Annotated in this window: 15 protein-coding genes and 1 pseudogene; 10 read left to right on the top strand and 6 right to left on the bottom strand. The window is 73.3% G+C overall.

Translation table 11 applies throughout. From position 1 onward, the window contains the following. Both HCN52_RS04140 and HCN52_RS04135 read left to right on the top strand, forming a co-directional pair. The coding region (locus HCN52_RS04140; protein ID WP_168086976.1) for a DUF3017 domain-containing protein at positions 1 to 584 on the top strand (584 nt) is incomplete at its 5' end. 250 nt (positions 585 to 834) lie between these two features. Beyond that, positions 835 to 2517: a BCCT family transporter gene (locus tag HCN52_RS04135; protein WP_312876526.1), complete on the top strand. Its 1683-nt coding sequence runs from the start codon at positions 835 to 837 to the stop codon at positions 2515 to 2517. Positions 2518 to 2622: 105 nt separating this feature from the next. Here HCN52_RS04135 and HCN52_RS04130 read toward each other — a convergent pair whose 3' ends face one another. The 5 genes from HCN52_RS04130 to rocD form a co-directional block, all read right to left on the bottom strand. Further along, on the bottom strand, positions 2623 to 3582 hold the full coding sequence (locus HCN52_RS04130; RefSeq protein WP_168086975.1) for a glycine betaine ABC transporter substrate-binding protein: 960 nt from the start codon (positions 3580 to 3582) through the stop codon (positions 2623 to 2625). Positions 3583 to 3864: 282 nt separating this feature from the next. Then, a complete protein-coding gene (locus HCN52_RS04125; RefSeq protein ID WP_168086974.1) occupies positions 3865 to 5433 on the bottom strand; it encodes a GMC family oxidoreductase in 1569 nt (522 codons plus the stop codon). A gap of 41 nt (positions 5434 to 5474) precedes the next feature. After that, positions 5475 to 6971, bottom strand: a complete 1497-nt coding sequence (locus HCN52_RS04120) for an aldehyde dehydrogenase family protein (protein WP_376767090.1) — start codon at positions 6969 to 6971, stop codon at positions 5475 to 5477. A gap of 259 nt (positions 6972 to 7230) precedes the next feature. Beyond that, a complete protein-coding gene (locus HCN52_RS04115; RefSeq protein WP_168086973.1) occupies positions 7231 to 8220 on the bottom strand; it encodes a malate dehydrogenase in 990 nt (329 codons plus the stop codon). A gap of 209 nt (positions 8221 to 8429) precedes the next feature. Then, positions 8430 to 9653: an ornithine--oxo-acid transaminase gene (gene rocD, locus HCN52_RS04110; protein WP_168086972.1), complete on the bottom strand. Its 1224-nt coding sequence runs from the start codon at positions 9651 to 9653 to the stop codon at positions 8430 to 8432. Between the two features lie 397 nt (positions 9654 to 10050). Between rocD and trpS the strand changes: the two genes are divergently transcribed. The 3 genes from trpS to HCN52_RS04095 all read left to right on the top strand — a co-directional run bounded on the left by trpS (position 10051) and on the right by HCN52_RS04095 (position 13040). Next, on the top strand, positions 10051 to 11067 hold the full coding sequence (gene trpS, locus HCN52_RS04105) for a tryptophan--tRNA ligase (RefSeq protein WP_168086971.1): 1017 nt from the start codon (positions 10051 to 10053) through the stop codon (positions 11065 to 11067). A 220-nt stretch (positions 11068 to 11287) separates the two neighbouring features. After that, positions 11288 to 11857, top strand: coding sequence for a 2'-5' RNA ligase family protein (locus HCN52_RS04100; protein ID WP_168086979.1), 570 nt, complete (start codon positions 11288 to 11290; stop codon positions 11855 to 11857). 175 nt (positions 11858 to 12032) lie between these two features. Beyond that, positions 12033 to 13040 (top strand): YihY/virulence factor BrkB family protein, encoded by a 1008-nt coding sequence (locus HCN52_RS04095; protein ID WP_376767089.1) that lies wholly within the window; start codon positions 12033 to 12035, stop codon positions 13038 to 13040. Positions 13041 to 13323: 283 nt separating this feature from the next. On the opposite strand, the pseudogene HCN52_RS04090 reads toward HCN52_RS04095, so the two are convergent. Then, a pseudogene (locus HCN52_RS04090) lies at positions 13324 to 14205 on the bottom strand (D-alanyl-D-alanine carboxypeptidase family protein); the annotation flags it as partial. Positions 14206 to 14424: 219 nt separating this feature from the next. Here HCN52_RS04090 and HCN52_RS25180 point away from each other — a divergent pair. The 5 genes from HCN52_RS25180 to HCN52_RS04065 all read left to right on the top strand — a co-directional run bounded on the left by HCN52_RS25180 (position 14425) and on the right by HCN52_RS04065 (position 20024). Next, positions 14425 to 14700 carry an SCO4848 family membrane protein gene (locus HCN52_RS25180; protein WP_167934306.1) on the top strand — a complete coding sequence of 92 codons (276 nt, stop codon included), beginning with the start codon at positions 14425 to 14427 and terminating at the stop codon, positions 14698 to 14700. Beyond that, positions 14700 to 16091: a metallophosphoesterase gene (locus HCN52_RS04080; protein WP_168086977.1), complete on the top strand. Its 1392-nt coding sequence runs from the start codon at positions 14700 to 14702 to the stop codon at positions 16089 to 16091. Before HCN52_RS25180 ends, HCN52_RS04080 begins: the two co-directional genes overlap by 1 nt. A 462-nt stretch (positions 16092 to 16553) precedes the next feature. Then, positions 16554 to 17087 carry a carboxypeptidase-like regulatory domain-containing protein gene (locus HCN52_RS04075; RefSeq protein WP_168086970.1) on the top strand — a complete coding sequence of 178 codons (534 nt, stop codon included), beginning with the start codon at positions 16554 to 16556 and terminating at the stop codon, positions 17085 to 17087. 226 nt (positions 17088 to 17313) lie between these two features. Beyond that, positions 17314 to 18828, top strand: coding sequence for an ABC transporter substrate-binding protein (locus HCN52_RS04070; RefSeq protein ID WP_168086969.1), 1515 nt, complete (start codon positions 17314 to 17316; stop codon positions 18826 to 18828). A 356-nt stretch (positions 18829 to 19184) separates the two neighbouring features. Then, on the top strand, positions 19185 to 20024 hold the full coding sequence (locus HCN52_RS04065; RefSeq protein ID WP_168086968.1) for a hypothetical protein: 840 nt from the start codon (positions 19185 to 19187) through the stop codon (positions 20022 to 20024). The last annotated feature ends 83 nt before the right edge of the window (positions 20025 to 20107 follow it).

Genomic DNA, 20107 nt, shown 5'->3' with positions numbered 1-20107 from the left:
AGCCGGCGCCCGTGCCGCCGGCACCGGACCGGGCCCCGCCCGGTGGCGCCGACGAGAGTGGCGCCGACGGGGGTACCGGGGGCGAGACCGCCGAGGCAGCGCGCGCGGCGGCAGGCGCGCCCGCCGACGCTGCCGCGCCTGCCGCGGAGGCGGGAGCAGGTGCCGAAGGCGAGCCGCGCCGCGGCCTGCGGCTGGCGCGCGGGTCGCGGCGCTACCCCACGGTCACCCGGGACACCGCTCCGCCGGAAGGCGGGCGCCGTTATGCCGACGGTGACGCTCCGGCGCCGATCCGGCAGTGGCCGCTGCTGTCGGTGATCGCGGTGCTGTTTTCCGGACTTCTCGTCATGATCGTCGATTTCCGGATCGGGTTGCTGATCGTCGGCGCCGCGATGCTCGCCGGTGCCGTCCTCCGGTTCACCGTCTCCGCGGTCGGCATGCTCGCCGTGCGGTCGCGCTACACCGACGTGCTCACCTACGGGGGGATGGGCGTGGTGATCGTGCTGCTCACGCTGATGGCCCAGCCGCGCCCCTGGCTGGAGGTGCCGTTCCTGAACGACATCCTCCGGTTCTCCGCCGGGAGCTGAGGGTCACCATCCCCTAACGCAAAAACGCCGCCGCGTCCTGTTCGACACGCCAAGGTGACCCAACCGTGACGTATGTTCCCGGCCACCGGGGGCAGGCGAGATCTGTTAGTTCATCTGAGCGAACCGCGGAAGCGGTTGTGGCGGAAGGATTTTGCTTATGTCATCAGGACATCCTGGGAAAGAGACGACAGCGGAGATGGACCGCGGTGGTGTGAGGCCACCGGCCCGCACTGCTTCGATCGCGCCATGGGTGTTCTGGCCATCCGTCGCCATCATCGGCGTCTTCGTCATCTGGGCCATGCTCGGAGGCGAAGGAGCAGCGGACAACATCCTCTCGTTCCGGGCCGAGGTGGTGGACAACCTCAGCTGGTACTACGTGCCGCTGGTCTCGCTCTTCGTGGTCTTCGCCCTCTTCATGGGGTTCAGCAAGTACGGGAAGATCAAGCTCGGCAAGGACGGCCAGAAGCCCGACTTCGGACTCGGTTCCTGGCTGGCGATGCTGTTCGCCGCCGGCATGGGCATCGGCCTCGTCTTCTGGGGCGTCGCCGAGCCGCTGAGCTTCTACATGGGGCCGAAGCCGGGCGTCGGTGAGGGCGAAGCCGAGCGCGCCGAGTTCGCCATGAGCCAGACCTTCCTCCACTGGGGGTTCCACCCCTGGGCGATCTACATCGTCGTCGGTCTCGCCATCGCCTACGCCGTGCACCGCAAGGGGCGTCCCGTCTCCATCCGGTGGACGCTGGAGCCGCTGTTCGGTGACCGGGTGCGCGGACGCCTCGGCGACGCGATCGACGTCATCGCCGTCGTCGGCACCGTCTTCGGTGTCGCCACCTCCCTCGGCTTCGGCGTGCAGCAGATCGGCGCCGGTCTCGACCACCTGGGGATCATCGAGAACCCCGGGTCGGTCACGCTGAGCATCCTCGTGATCGTCATCACGCTGATCGCCACGCTGTCGGTGGTCTCCGGTCTGGACAAGGGCATCAAGATCCTGTCCAACACCAACGGCATCATCGCGGCGGCCATTCTGCTGTTCGTGCTGGTCGCCGGCAGCACGACCGCCCTGCTCACCGACTTCTTCCAGAACATCGGCGTCTACCTGCAGAACTTCGCGGGGCTGAGCTTCGACACGGGCTCGTGGCACGGCGACGAGGGCACCAGCTGGGTCGGTGGCTGGACCGTCTTCTACTGGGGCTGGTGGATGTCCTGGGCGCCGTTCGTCGGTATCTTCATCGCCCGCATCTCCCGCGGCCGGACCGTGCGCGAGTTCATTGTCGGCGCGCTGCTGGTCCCCACCACGCTCAGCTTCTTCTGGTTCTCCGTCATCGGCGGCTCCGGTATCCGTGAGCAGCAGGCCACCGGCAGCATGGTCGGCGAGGACGGCTCGGTCGACTCCACCGGCGCCCTCTTCGCCCTGCTGGACTCGCTCCCGGGCGCCACGCTGGTGATCGGCGTCGCGATCCTCCTCATCGTCTTCTTCTTCGTCACCTCCTCCGACTCCGCCTCCTACGTGGTGGACATGCTGGCCTCCGGCGGCGACCCCAACCCGCCGACCTGGAGCCGGGTGTTCTGGGCCGTCACCCAGGGCCTGGTCGCCATCGCCCTGCTGACGGCGGGATCGGGCGCCGGACTGACGATCCTGCAGAACGTCGCGGTCGTCATCGCCCTGCCGTTCAGCTTCGTGATGATCGCGATGTGCCTCGCGACGCTGAAGTCGCTGCGGGACGAGCACGTCGCCCGGCAGGAGGCGCAGGCCGAGGAGGCCGAGGAGGCGCTCATCGAGTCCGCCGTCGCCGCCATGACCGAGGCGCAGGAGAACGGCGAGCTCGACCCGGCGACCTCCGGGACCGGCAGCGGTTCGGGCGCGGCCGGGGTCGGCGACAAGGCCGACAAGGACACCCCCGGCGACGACCTGCTGGACACGTCGGCCAAGGCGTGACCCCCGGTGGGGGCGCCCCGGCGGGGCGCCCCCACAGCAGCCCGCGGCTCGACCCACCGGAGCGGGCGGCGGCGGACAGGGCGGGACAGGCCGGCGGGCGGGAGATCAGTCCTCGCCCAGCCACCCCGCTATGCGCTCGCCGTTCTTCTCCGCCCAGCGCGCAGCCGCGCCCTCCGGGCTCATCCCCTCGGCAGCGATCATGCGCGCCACCTCGTTCTGCTCCTCGGCGGTCCAGGAGAAGTCCGTCAGGAAGGCCGCCGCCTCACCGCCGTGCTCCGCGAACGCCGCGTTGAGGAACTTCCGCAGCGGGATGTCCGGGTAGCCGCACATGTCCGAACCGCCCTCGCGATGGCAGCCGGCCCGGTGCTCCGGCAGCGCCACCTCCGCCAGCTCCAGCTCCTCGTGGAGCCAGTGCGGCTGCCACCAGTTGGCGAGCACGGCCCCGTCGCCGCGGTCCGCACCGCGCAGCGCCTCGATCAACTGCTCCTCGCCGCCGGTCGGAACGGCGGTGTAGGCGAGGTCCAGCGCGTCGATCAGCGCCTCGTCGTGCGAGGCGTCGTCCGGGCCGCCGGTCAGCAGCCGGCCCCGGCCGTCGCTGTCCGCCGAGGCGAAGGCGTCGGCGTGGTCGTTGAGGTTGCGCCAGTCGAGCACCCCGGGGTTGGCCGCGGCGTACCCGCTCGGGACGTACCAGCCCACCCGCCCCACCGGGCCGAGGTCACCGGCGGGCACCACCGACATCCGCTGCGCCGTGTACAGCCGCCGCTTGTCGGGCGTCGCACCCCAGTCCTCCAGCACGGCCTGCACCGCGCCCGCGTCCATCTGGTCCCAGGCCTGGTCGGGGGAGAGCTCTCGGAGCTGCACCGGCACGCCCAACTCCTCGCGCAGCACGTGCGCCGCCACCGCGGCGTTCGCCTGGCCGCCCGTCCACGCGGGCATCGCTATCACGACCTCCGGGAAGGCCCCCGCCGCCTGACCGGCCCCGGAGGTGCACCCGGCGGCCAGGAGGACCAGCGCCAGCGCGGTCCCGGCGGCCGGCAGGCGAAGCGCGCGCTGCCCTGTCTCCACTGAGGTGGTCCCCACTTGTCCGCAGATCGGCGATGTACCGAACACATTAGCCACCGCGGCGGTCGCCGGAAAGCGCTGAGCGACCCGGTTCGCGCACACGGCTGAGCCGTCCGGACCCGGCCGGAACGGCGGGGCGCGGCCGCGGGGCCTCCGGTTGCGGCCGCGGGGCGTCCGGTCACGCCGTCGGAACGGTCGGAGGCGAGGCGGCCGTTCGGGCCGGTGCCCGACGCGGGCGGCCCGGGCGGCGTCCGCCCGGCCCGGCGTCCCGGAGACGCTCTCGGCTCAGCCCGCGCGGAGCAGTTCCGCCGCCCGCTCGCCGACCATCAGCACGCAGACCATCGGGTTGACCGCGGGGATCGTGGGGAAGACGGACGCGTCCGCCACCCGCACCCCAGTCAGGCCGCGGACCCGCAGCGCCGGGTCCACCACCGCGTCGCGGTCGTCGGCCGCCCCCATCCGGCAGGTGCCCGCCGGGTGGTAGACGGTGTGCGCGGCGCGGCGCGCGTAGGCGCTCAGTTCCTCGTCCGAGTTCAGCTCCGGGCCCGGACAGACCTCCCGCTTCAGCCAGGACGCCAGCGGTTCCGCCGCCGCCACCTCCCGGGCCAGCCGGATGCCGTCCACCAGGGTGCGGGCGTCGTAGTCCTCGGGGTCGGTGAAGTACCCGAAGTCGAGCGCGGGGACCGCGTCGGGGTCGGCGCTCGTCAGGTACAGCCGGCCCCGGCTGCGCGGCTTGGGGATGTTGGGCGTCATTGACACCCCGTGCGCCGGGCGGCGGTACCCCAGCCGCTCCGGGTTGTCGGTGAACGGGATCTGGTAGAAGTGGAACATCAGGTCGGGCCCCGGGGAGCCGGGGTCGCGGCGGACGAACAGCCCCGCGTCGGAGTCCATCGCCGAGTTCTCGGGTATCGGCCCGTCGGTCTCCCAGACGATCACCGACTCCGGGTGGTCCAGCAGGTTCTCCCCGACCCCCGGAAGGTCGTGCCGCACCTCGATGCCCAGTCGGGCCAGCTGCTCGGCCGGGCCGATCCCGGAGAGCAGCAGCAGCCGCGGCGTGTCCACCGCCCCCGCGCACAGCACCACCTCGTTGCGCGCGCCGAGCACCCGCACCGCACCGTCCGCGCCCCGGACCCGCACCCCGGTGGCGCGGCCGTCGCCGTCCAGTTCCAGGCGCAGCACCCGCGTCTGAAGGAACAGCCGCAGCCCCGGCCGGTCCCCGGCCGCCAGATGCGGATGCAGGTAGGCGACCGAGGCGGAGGAGCGCTGGTTGGTCTCCGGGTGGTAGGCCAGGTCGAAGAAGCCCGCACCGTCGGCGAACGGCGCCGCGTTGAACCCGTCGATGTGCGGCACCTTCAGCGCCGCGCAGGCCGCCGTGACGAAGTCCCGCGCTATCGCGTTCCGGTCCGCCTCGCCGACCGGGACGATCCGGTTGCGGAGCCGGTCGAAGTACGGGTCCATGGTGGCCGCGTCCCAGCCCGTGGCGCCCGCCGCCGCCCACTCCTCCCAGTCGGAGGGCAGCGGACGGAAGCTGATCAGTGTGTTGTGCGAGGAGCAGCCGCCCAGCACCCGCGCCCGGCTGTGCCGGATCAGCGAGTTGCCGCGCGGCTGCGCCACGGTGGGGTAGTCGTAGTCCAGCTCGCCGCCGAGCAGCCCCTGCCAGCGGCGCAGCGTCAGCACCTCCGGCCGGTCGACGTCCGAGGGGCCGCCCTCGATCAGTGCGATCGTGAGGTCGGGGTCCTCGGCGAGCCGTGAGGCGATCACCGAACCCGCCGTCCCGCCCCCCACCACGACGTAGTCGAACACCTCGGCGGGCCCGTCGGAGTCGGTGCGCGCGGTGGGGCTGGGACGCTGCATGGGGTCGGACCTCCCGGGGCCGGTGGGGTGGCGGGGCGCCGTCAGCCGGCGAACCAGCGGACGGGTGCGGGGCGCAGGTTCTCGTAGACGTGCTTGGTCTCGCGGTACTCCGCCAGCCCGGCCGACCCCAGCTCCCGGCCGGTGCCCGAGCGGCCGTAGCCGCCCCACTCCGCCTGCGGCAGGTAGGGGTGGTAGTCGTTGATCCACACCGTGCCGTGGCGCAGCCGGGCGGCGACCCTGCGGGCCCGGGCGGTGTCGGCGCTGAACACCGCCCCCGCCAGGCCGTACTCGGTGTCGTTGGCCAGCGCCACGGCCTCGTCCTCGGTCCGGAAGGTCTCCACCGTCAGCACCGGGCCGAAGACCTCCTCGCGGACCACCCGCATCTCGCGCCGGCAGCGGTCCAGCACGGTCGGGGAGTGGAAGAAGCCGCCGGCGGGCCGGTCGGGCCCGGGTGCGGGCCGACCGCCGCCCGCGCGCAGCACGGCGCCCTCGGCCAGGGCGTCCGCCACGTGCGCCTCGACCTTCGCGAGCTGGGCGGCCGACACCAGCGGTCCGCACTCCACGTCGGGCGCGGTGCCGCGCCCCAGCCGGATGCGGTCGGCGCGGGCGGCGAGTTCGGCGACGAACCGCTCCCGGACGCTCTCCTCCACGATCAGCCGGCTGCCCGCCGAGCAGACCTGACCGCTGTGGGCGAACGCCGCGTTGAGCGCCTGGTCCACCGTGGCGTCGAACCCGTCGTCCGTGGCGCAGGCGTCGGCGAAGACCACGTTGGGGTTCTTGCCGCCGAGCTCCAGCGCCACCTTCTTCACCGTCGGGGCCGCGGCCGCCGCGACCCTGGTGCCCGAGGCCAGGCCGCCGGTGAACGACACCAGGTCGACGTCCGGGTGCGCGGCCAACCGGGCGCCGACCGGGTCGCCGGCGCCGGTGACCAGCCCCGCCACCCCCGCCGGCAGCCCGGCCTCCGCGAGCAGCCCCACCAGGTGCACGGTGCTCAGCGGGGTGAGTTCGGACGGCTTGAGGACGAAGGTGTTCCCGGCGGCCAGCGCGGGCGCCACCTTCCACGAGGCCTGGAGCAGCGGGTAGTTCCACGGCGCGATCAGCGCGCAGACCCCGACGGGCTCGTGGACGACGACGCTGTGGACGTCCGGGGAGCCGGCGTCCACCACGCGCCCCGCGGGCTCCGACTCGACCAGCGTCGCGAACCAGCGGAAGGCGGCGGTCACGTCGTCGACGTCCACCCTGCCCTCCGCGAGGGTCTTCCCGGTGTCGCGCGACTCGGTGAGGGCGATCTCCTCCCGGTCCCGGACCAGCAGGTCGGCCACGCGCCGCAGCAGGGCGGCCCGCTCCGGGACCGGCGTGCGGGGCCAGGGTCCGGAGTCGAAGGCGCGGCGCGCGGCGGCGACGGCGGCGTCCGCGTCCCGGGCGTCGGCCTCGGCGACCGTGGCCAGCACCGTCCCGTCGGCCGGGTCGAGGATCTCGCGGGTGGCACCGCCGGCGGCGGGGCGCCACACGCCGTCGATGCACAGGGTGTCGGTCACCGGCACGGTCACAGGCCTCCGAGGTACTCGGACCCCGCCGTCCCCGGGGGGCCCCGGACGTCCGCCGGGGAACCCGCGGCGGCCGCACTCTCCCTGCCCCGCCGAGGTGCGGTGCATGTCGGCGGCGGTGGCGGTGTGGGCTTCGTCACCCTCCTGGCCCTGACGGCGCTCCGCCGGGACGCACCGCTGCCCCCGGCGGGAAGGCCGGGGGCAGCGGTGGCGGACGGAGGCGTCCGCGGTGGTGCGGGGGAGTGCCGGATCAGATCAGGCCGAGGGCGCGGACCGCCTCGCGCTCCTCCGCCAGCTCCTGCACGGAGGCGTCGATGCGGGCGCGCGAGAAGTCGTTGACCTCCAGCCCCTGCACGATCTCGTAGGAGCCGCCCGAGCAGGTGACCGGGAACGAGGAGATCAGACCCTCCGGCACGCCGTAGGAGCCGTCGGAGGGGATGCCCATCGAGGTCCAGTCGCCCTCGGCGGTGCCGTTGACCCAGGTGTGGACGTGGTCGATCGCGGCGGAGGCGGCGGAGGCGGCCGAGGAGGCGCCGCGCGCCTCGATGATCGCGGCCCCGCGCTTGGCGACGGTCGGGATGAACTCGTCGGCCAGCCACGCCTCGTCGTCGACGGTGGCGGCGGCGTTCTTCCCGGCGACCTCGGCGTGGAAGATGTCCGGGTACTGGGTCGCGGAGTGGTTGCCCCAGATGGTGAGGCGGCGGATCTCACCGACCGGGGTGCCGGTCTTCGCCGAGAGCTGCGACAGCGCGCGGTTGTGGTCCAGGCGGGTCATGGCGGTGAACCGCTCGGCGGGCACGTCCGGCGCGGCGGCCTGCGCGATGAGCGCGTTGGTGTTCGCCGGGTTGCCGACGACCAGGACCTTGATGTCGTCCGCGGCGTGGTCGTTGATGGCCTTGCCCTGCGGCTTGAAGATGCCGCCGTTGGCCTCCAGGAGGTCACCGCGCTCCATGCCCTTGGTGCGGGGACGGGCGCCGACCAGCAGCGCGATGTTGGCGCCGTCGAACGCGACGTTCGGGTCGTCGGTGATGTCGACCGAGCCCAGCAGCGGGAAGGCGCCGTCGCTCAGCTCCATCGCGGTGCCCTGGGCGGCGGGCAGCGCGGGGGTGATCTCCAGCAGGCGCAGGTTGACCGGGACGTCCGGGCCGAGCAGCTGACCGGAGGCGATGCGGAACAGCAGGGCGTAGCCGATCTGGCCGGCTCCGCCGGTGACGGTGACGTTGACGGGAGTGCGGGACATGGCTGCCTCTCGGTTGGGTTCATCGGTCGGCGCGGGTCACGGCCGGGTCCCTCGTCGACATCTCTCTACGTCAAGAGACCCGGCGCCAGGTTATCCGACCCCGCCCGCCCGGCCGAGGCGCCCTGCGACCGCCCCCGAGCCGCAGGGCCCGGGGGCGTACTCCAGACGTCCCACGGCCCCCCGCCCGCGCCCCCGACCGGGGCGGGGGGTCAGGTGGGCGGCTGAGCGGTCAATACGGCGCGGAGCTGGGCGAGGCCGTGGTCGAGGTCGTCCTTGGAGACCACCAGCGGCGGGGCGAGCCGGATGGTCGAGCCGTGGGTGTCCTTGACCAGCACGCCCCGGGCCATCAGCCGCTCCGAGATCTCCCGGCCGGTCCCCAGCGCAGGGTCGATGTCGACCCCCGCCCACAGTCCGCGCCCCCGCACCTCGCGGACGCCGTGGCCCACGAGCAGGGCGAGTTCGCGGTGGAGGTGCTCGCCGAGGTCGGCGGCGGCCCGCTGGTGGTCGCCCTCCCGCAGCATCGCCACCACCTCGCGGGCGACGGCGCAGGCCAGCGGGTTGCCGCCGAAGGTGGAGCCGTGCTCCCCGGGGCGGAAGACCCCCAGCACCTCGCGGGAGGAGACCACGGCGGAGACGGGCACCACGCCACCGCCCAGCGCCTTGCCCAGCACGTAGACGTCCGGCACCACCCCTTCGTGCTCGCAGGCGAAGGTGCGGCCGGTGCGTCCCAGGCCGGACTGGATCTCGTCGGCGACGAACAGCACGCCGCGTTCCCGCGTCAGCTCCCGCACCCCCGGCAGGTAGCCGGGCGGCGGCACCAGTACGCCCGCCTCCCCCTGGATGGGCTCCAGCAGCACCGCGACGGTGTCGTCGGTGACCGCTGCCGCGAGGGCGTCGAGGTCGCCGTAGGGGACGATGTCGAACCCCGGCGTGTAGGGCCCGTAGTCGCGGCGGGCCTCCTCGTCGGTGGAGAAGCTGACAACGGTGGTGGTCCGGCCGTGGAAGTTGTTCGCCGCCACCACGATGCGCGCCCGGCCGTCGGGTACGCCCTTGACGCGGTACCCCCACTTGCGGGCGGTCTTCACCGCGGTCTCGACCGCCTCGGCGCCGGTGTTCATGGGCAGCACCATGTCCATGCCGCACAGCTCGGCGAGCTCCGTGCAGAAGTCGGCGAAGTGCTCGTGGTGGAAGGCGCGGGAGGTGAGCGTCAGCCGGTTGAGCTGGGCGTGCGCCTCAGCGATGAGGCGGGGGTGGCCGTGCCCGAAGTTCAGCGCCGAGTAGCCGGCCAGCATGTCCAGGTAGCGCCGCCCCTCCACGTCGGTCATCCAGGCGCCGCGCGCGGAGGCGATCACGACGGGCAACGGGTGGTAGGTGTGGGCGCTGTGCTCCTCAGCGGCGGAGATCAGCTCCATCGATGATCGTCCGGTGGCCATCGGGGCCTCCTTGTCGGTGCGCGGTCGCGGCCGCGCGGTCGTGGTGCGCGGATGGGGGCACTGCTCGCAGCGGGACGGGACGGGACGGGACGGAACGAGACGGGGCGGGCGCGAGTGGCGGGCGCCGGGGCCGCGGGCGGGCCGGCGCCGCTGCTGCGGCACCAACGGACTCCCGCGAGCCCCGGCCGCGGTCCGCCCTGCACCGTTCGTCCCCTTCTATCGTCGTCCTCCCGGACCGGGAGGAAACCTGCGACATGCCCCCGGTCGCCCGCACCGCGACCGGACGGCGGGCCCCTGGCGCGCCCCGATCGGCGTCCGTGCGCTGTGACACACCCCATCCGCGCCCGGTGCGCGATCCGGGACGGACGCACCCGGCCGCTCTGCGAGAATGACCCGCATGGCCAGTGACCGTCCCCGGGTGCTCTCCGGTATCCAGCCCACCGCAGGCTCGTTCCACCTCGGCAACTACCTCGGCGCGGTGCGTCAGTGGGTCGCGCTGCAGGAGACGCACGACGCGTTCTACGCCGTGGTCGACCTCCACGCCATCACCGTTCCGCAGGACCCCGCCGGGCTGCGCGAGGCCACCCGGCTCGCCGCTGCCCAGCTGCTCGGCGCCGGTCTGGACCCCGAGCGCTGCACGCTGTTCGTGCAGAGCCACATCCCGGAGCACGCCCAGCTCGCCTGGGTGATGAACTGCATGACCGGCTTCGGCGAGGCCGGCCGGATGACCCAGTTCAAGGACAAGTCGGGGAAGCTCGGTGCCGAGCACACCTCGGTGGGCCTGTTCACCTACCCGGTGCTGCAGGTCGCCGACATCCTCGTCTACCAGGCCGACGAGGTGCCGGTCGGCGAGGACCAGCGGCAGCACATCGAGCTGACCCGGGACATCGCCGAGCGGTTCAACTCCCGGTACGGGAAGACCTTCACGGTGCCCGCGGCCCACATCGCCAAGGGCGCGGCGAAGATCTACGACCTGCAGGACCCGCAGGTCAAGATGAGCAAGTCGGCGTCCTCGCCGAAGGGCCTGGTCAACCTGTTGGACCCGGCGAAGACCACCGCGAAGAAGATCCGCAGCGCCGTCACCGACACCGGGACCGAGGTCCGGTTCGACCGGGAGAACAAGCCCGGGGTCAGCAACCTCCTCACCATCCACTCCGCGCTCTCCGGCATCGGCATCCCCGAGCTGGAGGAGAAGTTCGCCGGCCAGCTCTACGGGGCGCTGAAGGCGGACGTCGCCGATGTGGTCGTCGAGTGGACCACGCCCTTCCGGGAGCGGGTGGAGCACTACATGTCCGACCCGGCCGAGCTCGACCGGCTGCTGGCGCGCGGCGCGGAGAAGGCGCGGGCCGTCGCGGAGGCGACGCTGTCGGAGGCGTACGACAAGGTGGGCTTCCTGCCGCCGCAGCCGCGGTAGGCGGGAGGGGGCGCCCGCCGGCCGCGGTGACGGCGCGGGCGCGGCACGCGCCCAGCGTGCGCCCCACAGGGCCACAAGCCCCCCGAAGGAAGGGCCGAAGACCGCTCGCACAACGCGTCCGCAACGGCCACACTGGCACCGCGGTGGTCGCGGCCCCCGGGCCCGGCACGCCGTCCGAGCCGCGCCGGAGACGCGGCACGACGACAGGAGGGACATGGTGGTGGCTACCGTCACCCTGGGCGTCTCGCTCGCCGTCCCGGAGCCGTACGGCAGCCTGCTGCAGCAGTGCCGAATCGACTTCGGGGACGATGCCGCGGCCGGTATCCCGACCCATGTCACCCTGTTGCCACCGACGGAGGTCGCCGCAGACACCCGGCCGGAGATCGAGGACCACCTCGCGGCGATCGCCACCGCCGGCCGGTGCTTCCCGATGCGGCTCGCGGGCACGGGCACGTTCCGCCCGCTCTCCCCGGTCGTCTTCGTGCAGGTCGTCGAGGGCGGGTCGGCGTGCGGGTGGCTCCAGGAGCGGGTGCGTGAGCCGGGCGGGCCGCTCGACCGCGAGCTGCGGTTCCCCTACCACCCGCACGTCACCGTGGCCCACGGCATCTCCGAGGCGGCGATGGACCGCGCCGAGAAGGAGCTCGCCGACTACCAGGCCGCCTGGACCGCCGAGGGGTTCGCCCTGTACGAGCAGGGCAACGACGCGGTGTGGCGGCTGGTCCGCGAGTTCCGGTTCCCCCATGACGGCGTCCCCTCGCAGAAGTCCGGACTGCGCCGCCAGGCCGTCTGACGCGGCCGCGGGCGGCGCCCCGGTGCCCGGCCGTGGGCGTGCCCGGCCGACGGCCCGGGCGGTGGCGGCCCGCACCGCTGTCACGGTCCGCCGGACGTTGGCCATGCCCTGTCCGTGCGTGTCGGGCCGGTAATGCGCCGGGACGAGCCGTCCGGCTCCTAGCCTGGTCGGCCTCATGGATGAGCAGACGAAGCAGAAGCTGATCGGTCTTCCCTTCATCGGCCCGGTCGTCGCCCGGCTGCTGACCACCCGTGCCTGGCGGGTGTACGAGCACATGGAGGAGCACACCTACGCGCGGCTCGCCGCCTCCATCACGTTCATCAGTTTCCTCGCGCTCTTCCCCGTGCTGGCACTCGGCGCCGCCATCGGCTTCGCCTTCCTCCCGCAGGAGCGGATGGCCCAGGTCGAGGACTGGTTCTCGCGGCAGGTCCCCGGGATCTCGGACTCCCTCGACCTCCAGTCGCTGTTCGACAACGCCGGCACCATCGGTGTGATCGCGCTGGCCCTGCTGCTGCCCACCGGCGCGGGGTGGGTCGAGGAGCTGCGCGGCTGCCTGCGCTCGGTGTGGGACCTGCCGGAGCCCACCGACAACTTCCTGGTGCGCAAGGTCAAGGACCTCGGGGTGCTGGCGGGACTCGGCGGGGTCATGCTGCTCTCCCTCGCCGCCTCCACCGTGGCGGTCTCCGCGGTCCAGATCGGCACCCGCTGGCTGGGCGTGACCGGCAGCGCGGCGGGGATCGGGCTCCAGCTGGTCGGCCACCTGCTGGCCGTCGGCGTCACCGCGGTGCTGATGTTCTACGTCCTGGTCTGGCTGCCGGGCGTGCGCCCGCCGCGGCGTGACGTGGTGGTCGCCTGCCTGCTCGGCGCGGTCGGCTTCGAGCTGCTGAAGTGGGCGCTGAGCGGGTACCTCACCGGGGTGGCGGCCAAGAGCATCTACGGCGCGTTCGGTGTCCCCATCGCGTTGCTGGTGTGGATCAACCTCATGGCCAAGCTGCTGATGTTCTGCTGCTCCTGGACCGCCACCGGCCTCACGCCGGAGGCGCGGCCCCGGGCGGACGCGATGGAGAGCGACGACCCCGGAACCGACGCCCCGGCGGCACGGCAGCCGACGACGGACGCCGACGGATCACCAGATACGCCACCGACGCCGCCAGCAGCAGACCGGCCGAGCCGATCAGGGTGACCAGCGCCGCCTCGCGGCCCGCCGCTCCCGCGGTCGTGGTGCCCGGCGCCACCGGGGGCGGGTCGGCGCTGCCGCCCCGCGCCGCGGTGTCGGGCGCCGCTGCGGCCTCCTGGCCCGCGGCCGGCACCAGCTCGCCCACCGGTTCGACCTTCCCCGAGGCGGCGAACCCCCAGTCGAGCAGCGCGGCGGATTCCCGGTAGACGGCGAGCCGGTCGCCCTCGGGGTCCATCGCCGTCACCAGCAGCGTCCGGCCGTCCCGCTCGGCGGCGCCGGTGAAGGTGTAGCCCGCCTTCGAGGTGTAGCCGTTCTTGACCCCCATGATCCCGTCGTAGGGCGAGAGGTCGCCGTCGCCGATGATCAGGCGGTTGGTGGACTGGATCTCGTACCCCTCGCGCTTCTTCCCCTCGGCCCGTCCGGGGAAGGTGAACCGCCCGGTCGCCGCGTAGGCGCGGAACTGCTCGTTCTCCAACCCGGCGCGGGCGATCAGGGTGAGGTCGTAGGCGGAGGAGACCTGGCCCGGACCGTCGTAGCCGTCCGGGTTGACCACCTTGGTGTCGAGGGCCTGGAGTTCGCGGGCGCGTTCGTTCATCTCCCGCACCGTCTTCTCCTTGCCGCCGTTGAGGGCGGTCAGCGCGTAGACGGCGTCGTTCCCCGAGGCGAGGAAGACGCCGTGCCACAGGTCGTCCACGGTGTAGTCGTGGCCGTCGGCGACGCCGACGGCGCTGCTCCCGGGGCCCATGTCGAGGAAGTGCTCGGGCAGCGCGGTGTAGCTCGCGGTGGGCTCGAACGACGACATCAGCGTCTCGGCGAACAGCATCTTCAGCGTGGAGGCGGGGGCCTGCGGCCGGTGCGCGTTGTGGGCGGCCAGTACCTCGCCGGTGTCGGCGTCGGCCACGATCCAGGCGCGCGCGGTCGTCCTCGGCAGCTTCGGGGCGCCCGCGCCGGGACGCACCTGGGTGCCCAGCCGGCCGAGCAGCTCGCCCCCCACGGTGGAGAACCCGGGTGGTGCCGCCGCGCCCGGCTCCCCGCCGTCGGCGGCACCGGCCTCGGCACCGGGATCGTTGTCGTCGGCGTGCGCGGCCGGGGCGGCGCACAGCAGGGCCGGCAGCAGGGCGGCGGTGGTCAGGCACCCCAGCACGGCGCGATAAAGTGACAATCTGTTCATCGACACGACCTGAACGTACCCAGCACCGGTGTGTGCGCGACCACCCGGCGGCGCCGAACCGGTGACGACCGCCGCGCATCCGGCCGAGTCGGTGGTGCATCCGGGCGAGCGCAGGCCACCGCCGTGCCCGCGGACCCGCCACCGGCTCTCCGGCCGCCTCCGGTGATACTGGACGGGCAACGGCAGCCCCGTCTGCCCTCCCCGCTACGGAGACCACCTGTGAAGCTCGGCCGCGGTCCGTCCTGGTTCCTGCTCGCCTTCGGCGTGTGGAGCTGGTTCATCTGGATCAGTTTCCTGCGCAACCTCTACCGGGACGGCAGCGGCCTCGCGTTCGATGCCGACGGGGACCCCACAGGGTACTTCTGGGTGCACCTCACTCTCACCGTCGTGTCGTTTCTGCTTGGTACCGCCATCGGTGTCATCGGTTTCCGCAGCCTGCGCGTCCTTCGTCGTGAGAGCGGCGACAGCGCCGGTCAGCAAAGGGGTAGTTCGTGATGGTCGTGTTCTTCGCCGTGATCCTGTCGCTCATCGCGGTGGTCCACTGGTACCTGTGGCGCCGGCTGGTGCGGGACGTGTCGGAACGCGGCAGCCTGTGGCGCACGGTCGGCACGACCCTGCTGGTACTGCTCCCGACGGCCGTGGTCGTCTCCCGTGTCGGTGACGCCGTCGAGGCGCCGTTCGCACTGCGCCAGGTACTCGCCTGGCCCGGGTACGTCTGGCTCGTCGTCCTGCTGTACCTGGTGATGGCCCTGCTCGTGGGTGAGCTGGTCAGCCCGTTGCTGCGCCGCTGGCTCGCGCGCCGCGCCGCCGGGGGCGACGGGGAAGCCGCCGGTGACCGCCCCGGCACGGGCGACGCCGCCGCGACAGACGCCGCCGACTCCGCCGACGCCGGGTCCCGCGAGCACGCCACCGTCGCTGCCGAGGGCGCGACCGCCGGTGCCACCCGCGGCGACAGCCCGGCGGACGGCCCCGGCGACGCGGGCGCTGCCCGCTCCGCCTCGGCCGACGCCCCCGACGGTTCGGGCGCGGACGGGGAGAAGACCCCGGCGGAGCGCGCCGCGGTCAGCCGCCGGATGTTCGTCGCCCGCGCCGTGGCGATCGGGGCCACCGCCGCGGCGGTCTCCACCACCGGCTACGGCATCTGGGCGGCCCGGCAGCTGGCCACCAACCACGTCACGGTCCGGCTGACCGGTCTGCCCGCCGCGGCCGAGGGCTACCGGATCACCGTCGTCGGCGACATGCACCTGAGCACGACGCTGGGCCGCTCCTTCTGCGAGCGGGTCGTCGCCGCGGTCAACGCCACCGACACCGACGCGGTGGCGATAGTCGGCGACCTGGTCGACGCCACCGTGCCCGACCTGCGGCACGCGGCGGAACCGCTCGCCGACCTGCGCGCCCGCGACGGTGTCTTCTTCGTCACCGGCAACCACGAGTACTACGTGGGCGCCACCCCCTGGGTGGAGCACGTCCAGCGCCTCGGCATGACCTCGCTCGCGAACAGCCGCGTCGAGCTGGAGGCCGGTTTCGACATCGCCGGGGTCAACGACATCGCCGCCGAGGAGCGCGGGGGCCTCGAAGGGCCCGACTTCGCCAAGGCGCTCGACGGCCGTGACCCGCAGCGCCCCGTCGTCGTCCTCGCGCACCAGCCCGAGCTCATCCACACCGCGGTCGACCACGATGTGGACCTGGTGCTCTCCGGCCACACCCACGGCGGCCAGGTCTGGCCGTTCCCGCTCGTCGCCGCCCGGGTCAACCCGACCCTCGCGGGGCTCGAGCGGTACGGCGACTCCCAGCTCTTCGTCACCCGCGGGGCGGGCACCTGGGGCCCGCCGGTCCGCGTGGGTGCCGAGCCCGACATCACGGTGCTGACGCTCGCCCGCGCCTGACCGCCGAGGCGGCCCCGCCGCCCGCCCCGTGCCCCCGGAACGCGCCGCTTCCGGGGGCACGGTCCGTCGGACGGCGAGTGGCGTGCCGGCGGATGCGGCGCTGCCCGGGCGGGGCCGGCGGATGCGGCCGCGGTGCGCGGTCGGTGGCCGACTTCGGGAGGCGGGGTTGACACGCCCGACCGCGTGACCCGATTCCCGAGCCCCGCGGGACCTCACAGGGGCCGCGAGACGCGTCCCGCGATGGGGGATTCGCGCAGCTCCGGACGGTTTCGGGCCCGGTGCGCACCGGGCCGGCACGCACCGGACGCCGCCGTCGGAGTGCAAAGATCTCGACTTCCCGTCGCCTGTCGGTCAACTATTCGGGCGAATCTGGTGTCCTTCGATAACGACACGGCAACGCTGGGAAAGAGACCACGGTCCGCGCCGGGGCTCGCCGGGCGGGGTGGATGGGAGTGTGGGGTCATGACGGATTCCCTGTCACAGGGCACCGCGGGAGCGGCGGCAGCGACAGGTGGGGACGGGTTCCCGTCGGTGGCGGGCGGGGGCACCCCCTCCGGCGCGCCGGACGCGGCAGCCGCCGGGGCCACCCCGGGCGCGCGGGACCCGGAGGGGAGGACGCCTCATGGGCGGGACCCGGAGGCGAGTGCCCCCGGCGAGCCGGAGTCGGAGCCTCGCCCGGTCGAGGCGGTCGAACCGCCGGCGATGATGCCCGAGCCGCCGGTGCTGGTGATCACCGGCGTCGTCCGGGACTCCCTGGGCGTGCTGCTGCCGCGTGCGGTGGTCACCCTCGCCGTGCCGGGTGAGGGCGGCCGGCAACTGGCGAAGACGCGCAGCGCGGCCGACGGCGTCTTCAGCGTGACGGCACCGGGCAGGGCCGACTACCTGCTCTGCGCCTCCGCTCCTCAACTCGGCGAGGAACGGCTGCTGTTGAGGCTCGAGGATCACAGTGTCGAGGTCGAGTTCCGCGTCCCCGTCCCCGGGGCCGTAGCCGACTGACCACGGGGCGAGTTGTGGCCGGTCCGTTGTCCCCCGGCTGGTGCATGGGTGACCCCCCTGTGATTGGCTGGCCCCCGCGCATAGGTCCGAGGCAAGAGAGGCAACCGTAGTGCGAGCGTTGGGGGCCAAAAAAGGCATGGGCATAGCCCTTGCCGTAGGTCTGGTAGTCGTAGCACTGGGAGGGTGGCTTCTCTTCCGGTCCAGTGGGGACACCAAGGAACCGATTGTGGTCGGTATCACCGACCGGGTGGACAGTCTCGACCCGGCGGCGACCTACTCGTCCGGAGCCTGGGACCTGTACAGCAACATCTACCAGGGGTTGCTGACGATCAGCACCGGCTCCGAGGAGCCGGTGCCGGACGCGGCCGAGAGCTGCGGATTCACGGACAACGCCTACCAGGTGTACCGCTGCACCCTCCGTGAAGGGCTGAAGTTCACCTCGGGGCGCGATGTCACGCCGGAGGACGTCGTCTTCTCCGTCGAGCGCTTCCACGTGATGGCCGACCGTCAGCAGGCGGAGGCGGAGGACGACTCCATCGCCGAAGAGGACAAGTTCCGCTTCAGCGGCCCGATCCAGCTGGTCCGCGGCGTCGAGAAGGTCCGCGCCGACGGCATGGACGTCATCTTCGAGCTGTCCGACCCGGACGTGACGTTCCCGTTCAAGATCGCGGGTGGTGTCGGCTCCATTCTCGACCGCGAGGAGTACGCGGAGGACGAGCCGACCGAGGCTTCCGTCGGGTCCGGCCCGTACCGGATGACGGAGTTCTCCGACTACGACGAGGAGTCCGACACGACCGGCCAGGCCGTGCTGGAGCCGAACCCGGACTACAAGGGCGCGCTCAAGGTCAGCGACTACCCGGTCACCCTGAAGTTCTACGGCACCTCCGAGGCCCTCGAAGAGGCCTGGCGGGGCGGGGAGATCGACGTCAACGGCGGCAAGATGGAGCCGGAGGACATCCAGCGCATCGACCGCAACGACCTGGACATCCGCTACTCGGAGACCACCGGTCTGAGCATCCGCGCCCTGGTCAGCACCATCGACAGCGGCTCGCCGCTGGCCGACAAGGAGCTCCGCAAGCTCGCCGCGATGCTGATCGACCGTGACGCCATCGCCCGCGACGTGCGGCTGCACACCGTGGAGCCGGCCTACTCGCTGATCCCGGTCGGTGTCACCGGTCACGGCACGCCGTACTACGACCTGTACTCGCAGGAGAGCATCGACGACGCTATCGACGACGTGATGGCCTCCGGCACCAGCCTGCCGGTGAAGATCACGCTCGGGTTCGCCGCCAGCGTCAACGAGCCCGAGGCCGAGCTGGTCGTCCAGCAGCTGGAGGCGGAGGGCGTCTTCGACGTCACCCTGGTGGAGGGTGAGACGCCCGGCTCGCTGCCCGGCGCCATGGGGCGGAAGGAACTGGACGCCTACCTCATCGGCTGGCGCCCGGACTTCACCGACCCGGACACCTACACCGACGCGCTGCTCAGCTCCGACTCCGCACTGGCCCACGGCCTGGAGCACGAGGAGATGGCCGAGCTGATGCAGCAGACCCGCAGCGAGCTGGAGCGCGGCAACTCGGGCGAGCTGTTCCGCGAGATCCAGATGCTGGCGGCGGAGGAGGCCGTGGTGGTGCCGATCTGGCAGGACCGCACCTTCGTCATCGCCGACCGCTCGATCACCGGCCTCCAGCACCTGCGGGACGCCGGTGGGCAGTTCCGCCTCTGGGAGCTCGAACGCTTCTGACGCCGCGCCGGTCACCCGGCACGACCCAGGACCGCCTCCGACGGCCCCGGACCATCGCACCCGTGCGGCGGCCCGGGGCCGTCCGGCGTTCGGGGCCGTCCGGCGTGCCGCGGGTGGCCCTGCCGCGCACGCCGGACTGCCCGCTCCCGGGTGCCCGGACATCGCACGTCATCGGCGCGGTCCCGCACCCGGACCGACGCCCCGCCCGTCCGAGCGCCCGCCCGTCCGAGCGCTCGCCCGCGCACGGCGGTTACCGGCCAGTTTCCCGACCCCGCCGCCCCCACATCCGCCGGCAGGCGGACCGGCACCCTCGTCCGCACGCCGACCCGGCCGGGGCCGCGGCGCAGCGCGGCGGCGTGCCATCCTTCCGCCATGGCACGACTGCGGCACACCACCACCCTCCGGGCGGTGCCCCACGCCGAGCTGACCGCACTGATCGCCCAACTCCTCGATGTCCTGGGGCGAACCCGCGTGGTCGACGGCCGCGTCGTCGCGGAGGACGGCCGCCCTGTCCCGGACGTGACGCCCCTCGGAGCGGCGACCACCTCCGCCCCGGCGCCTCCTACCGCTTCCAGGACGCCGACCCGGCCGAGCGGGCCGCCGGCCCCGCCCGGCGGGACGAGACCGTCGACGTCACCCTCACCCGCTGGGACACCCGAGCCGGGCTCGCCCTGGCTGCGGCGTCCGGTGAGATCTCCGGCGAGGCACGCCTCGCCACCCCGGCCGATCCGGCGCTGGTCACCGCCGAGGGAGCGGCCACCGCATCCACCGGGCCCGGGCCGCTGGGCCTGAAGCGCGTCACCGGCACCCTCCGTGCCGACATCGACGCCTGGTACGGGGCGGAAGGCGCCACCGCGGTGACGGCCCACGCCGACCATCCGCTCGGCCGGGTGCGGATCGACCTGGCGGCGACGCACACCCGCACTCCGGCCGGCGAGGGCTGGGAGGTGGCGGTCACCCTGACCCTGCACGGCCGCGGCCCGGCCAGGCCGCTGCTCGCCCCGGTGCTGATGGCCGTGCGCGGCCGGCTCCGCCGCCGGTTGACCGAGGTCGTCGACGACGCCACCGCCACCTGGCACGACGCGTTCCTCCCCTGGCTGGCGGCGCCGCCAGCCCAGCGGCGGCGCGACCTGCTCGACGACCTGTGCGGACCGCGCGACCCAGGGAGCGGTACGCAGCGGGCGACCGGCCGGTGACCCGGCTCCTGCCCACGGCACCCTCACCTCGGAGACCGGCGGCACCCCGGACGGCGACGACTCCGCCGGAGCGTGACCCCGCA

The organism is Streptomyces bohaiensis (genome assembly GCF_012033785.1).
Taxonomy (GTDB): domain Bacteria; phylum Actinomycetota; class Actinomycetes; order Streptomycetales; family Streptomycetaceae; genus Streptomyces; species Streptomyces bohaiensis.
Note: the sequence above shows the minus strand (reverse complement) of the source record. Positions and strands in the feature narration are given on the sequence as shown.

What these genes read in the sequence shown, in the direction of transcription:
- HCN52_RS04125 (WP_168086974.1), bottom strand. Translation starts at nt 5,433, where the DNA reads ATGCAGCGTCCCAGCCCCACCGCGCGCACCGACTCCGACGGGCCCGCC.
- HCN52_RS04095 (WP_376767089.1), top strand. Translation starts at nt 12,033, where the DNA reads ATGGATGAGCAGACGAAGCAGAAGCTGATCGGTCTTCCCTTCATCGGC.
- rocD (WP_168086972.1), bottom strand. Translation starts at nt 9,653, where the DNA reads ATGGCCACCGGACGATCATCGATGGAGCTGATCTCCGCCGCTGAGGAG.
- trpS (WP_168086971.1), top strand. Translation starts at nt 10,051, where the DNA reads ATGGCCAGTGACCGTCCCCGGGTGCTCTCCGGTATCCAGCCCACCGCA.
- HCN52_RS04080 (WP_168086977.1), top strand. Translation starts at nt 14,700, where the DNA reads ATGGTCGTGTTCTTCGCCGTGATCCTGTCGCTCATCGCGGTGGTCCAC.
- HCN52_RS04115 (WP_168086973.1), bottom strand. Translation starts at nt 8,220, where the DNA reads ATGTCCCGCACTCCCGTCAACGTCACCGTCACCGGCGGAGCCGGCCAG.
- HCN52_RS04075 (WP_168086970.1), top strand. Translation starts at nt 16,554, where the DNA reads ATGACGGATTCCCTGTCACAGGGCACCGCGGGAGCGGCGGCAGCGACA.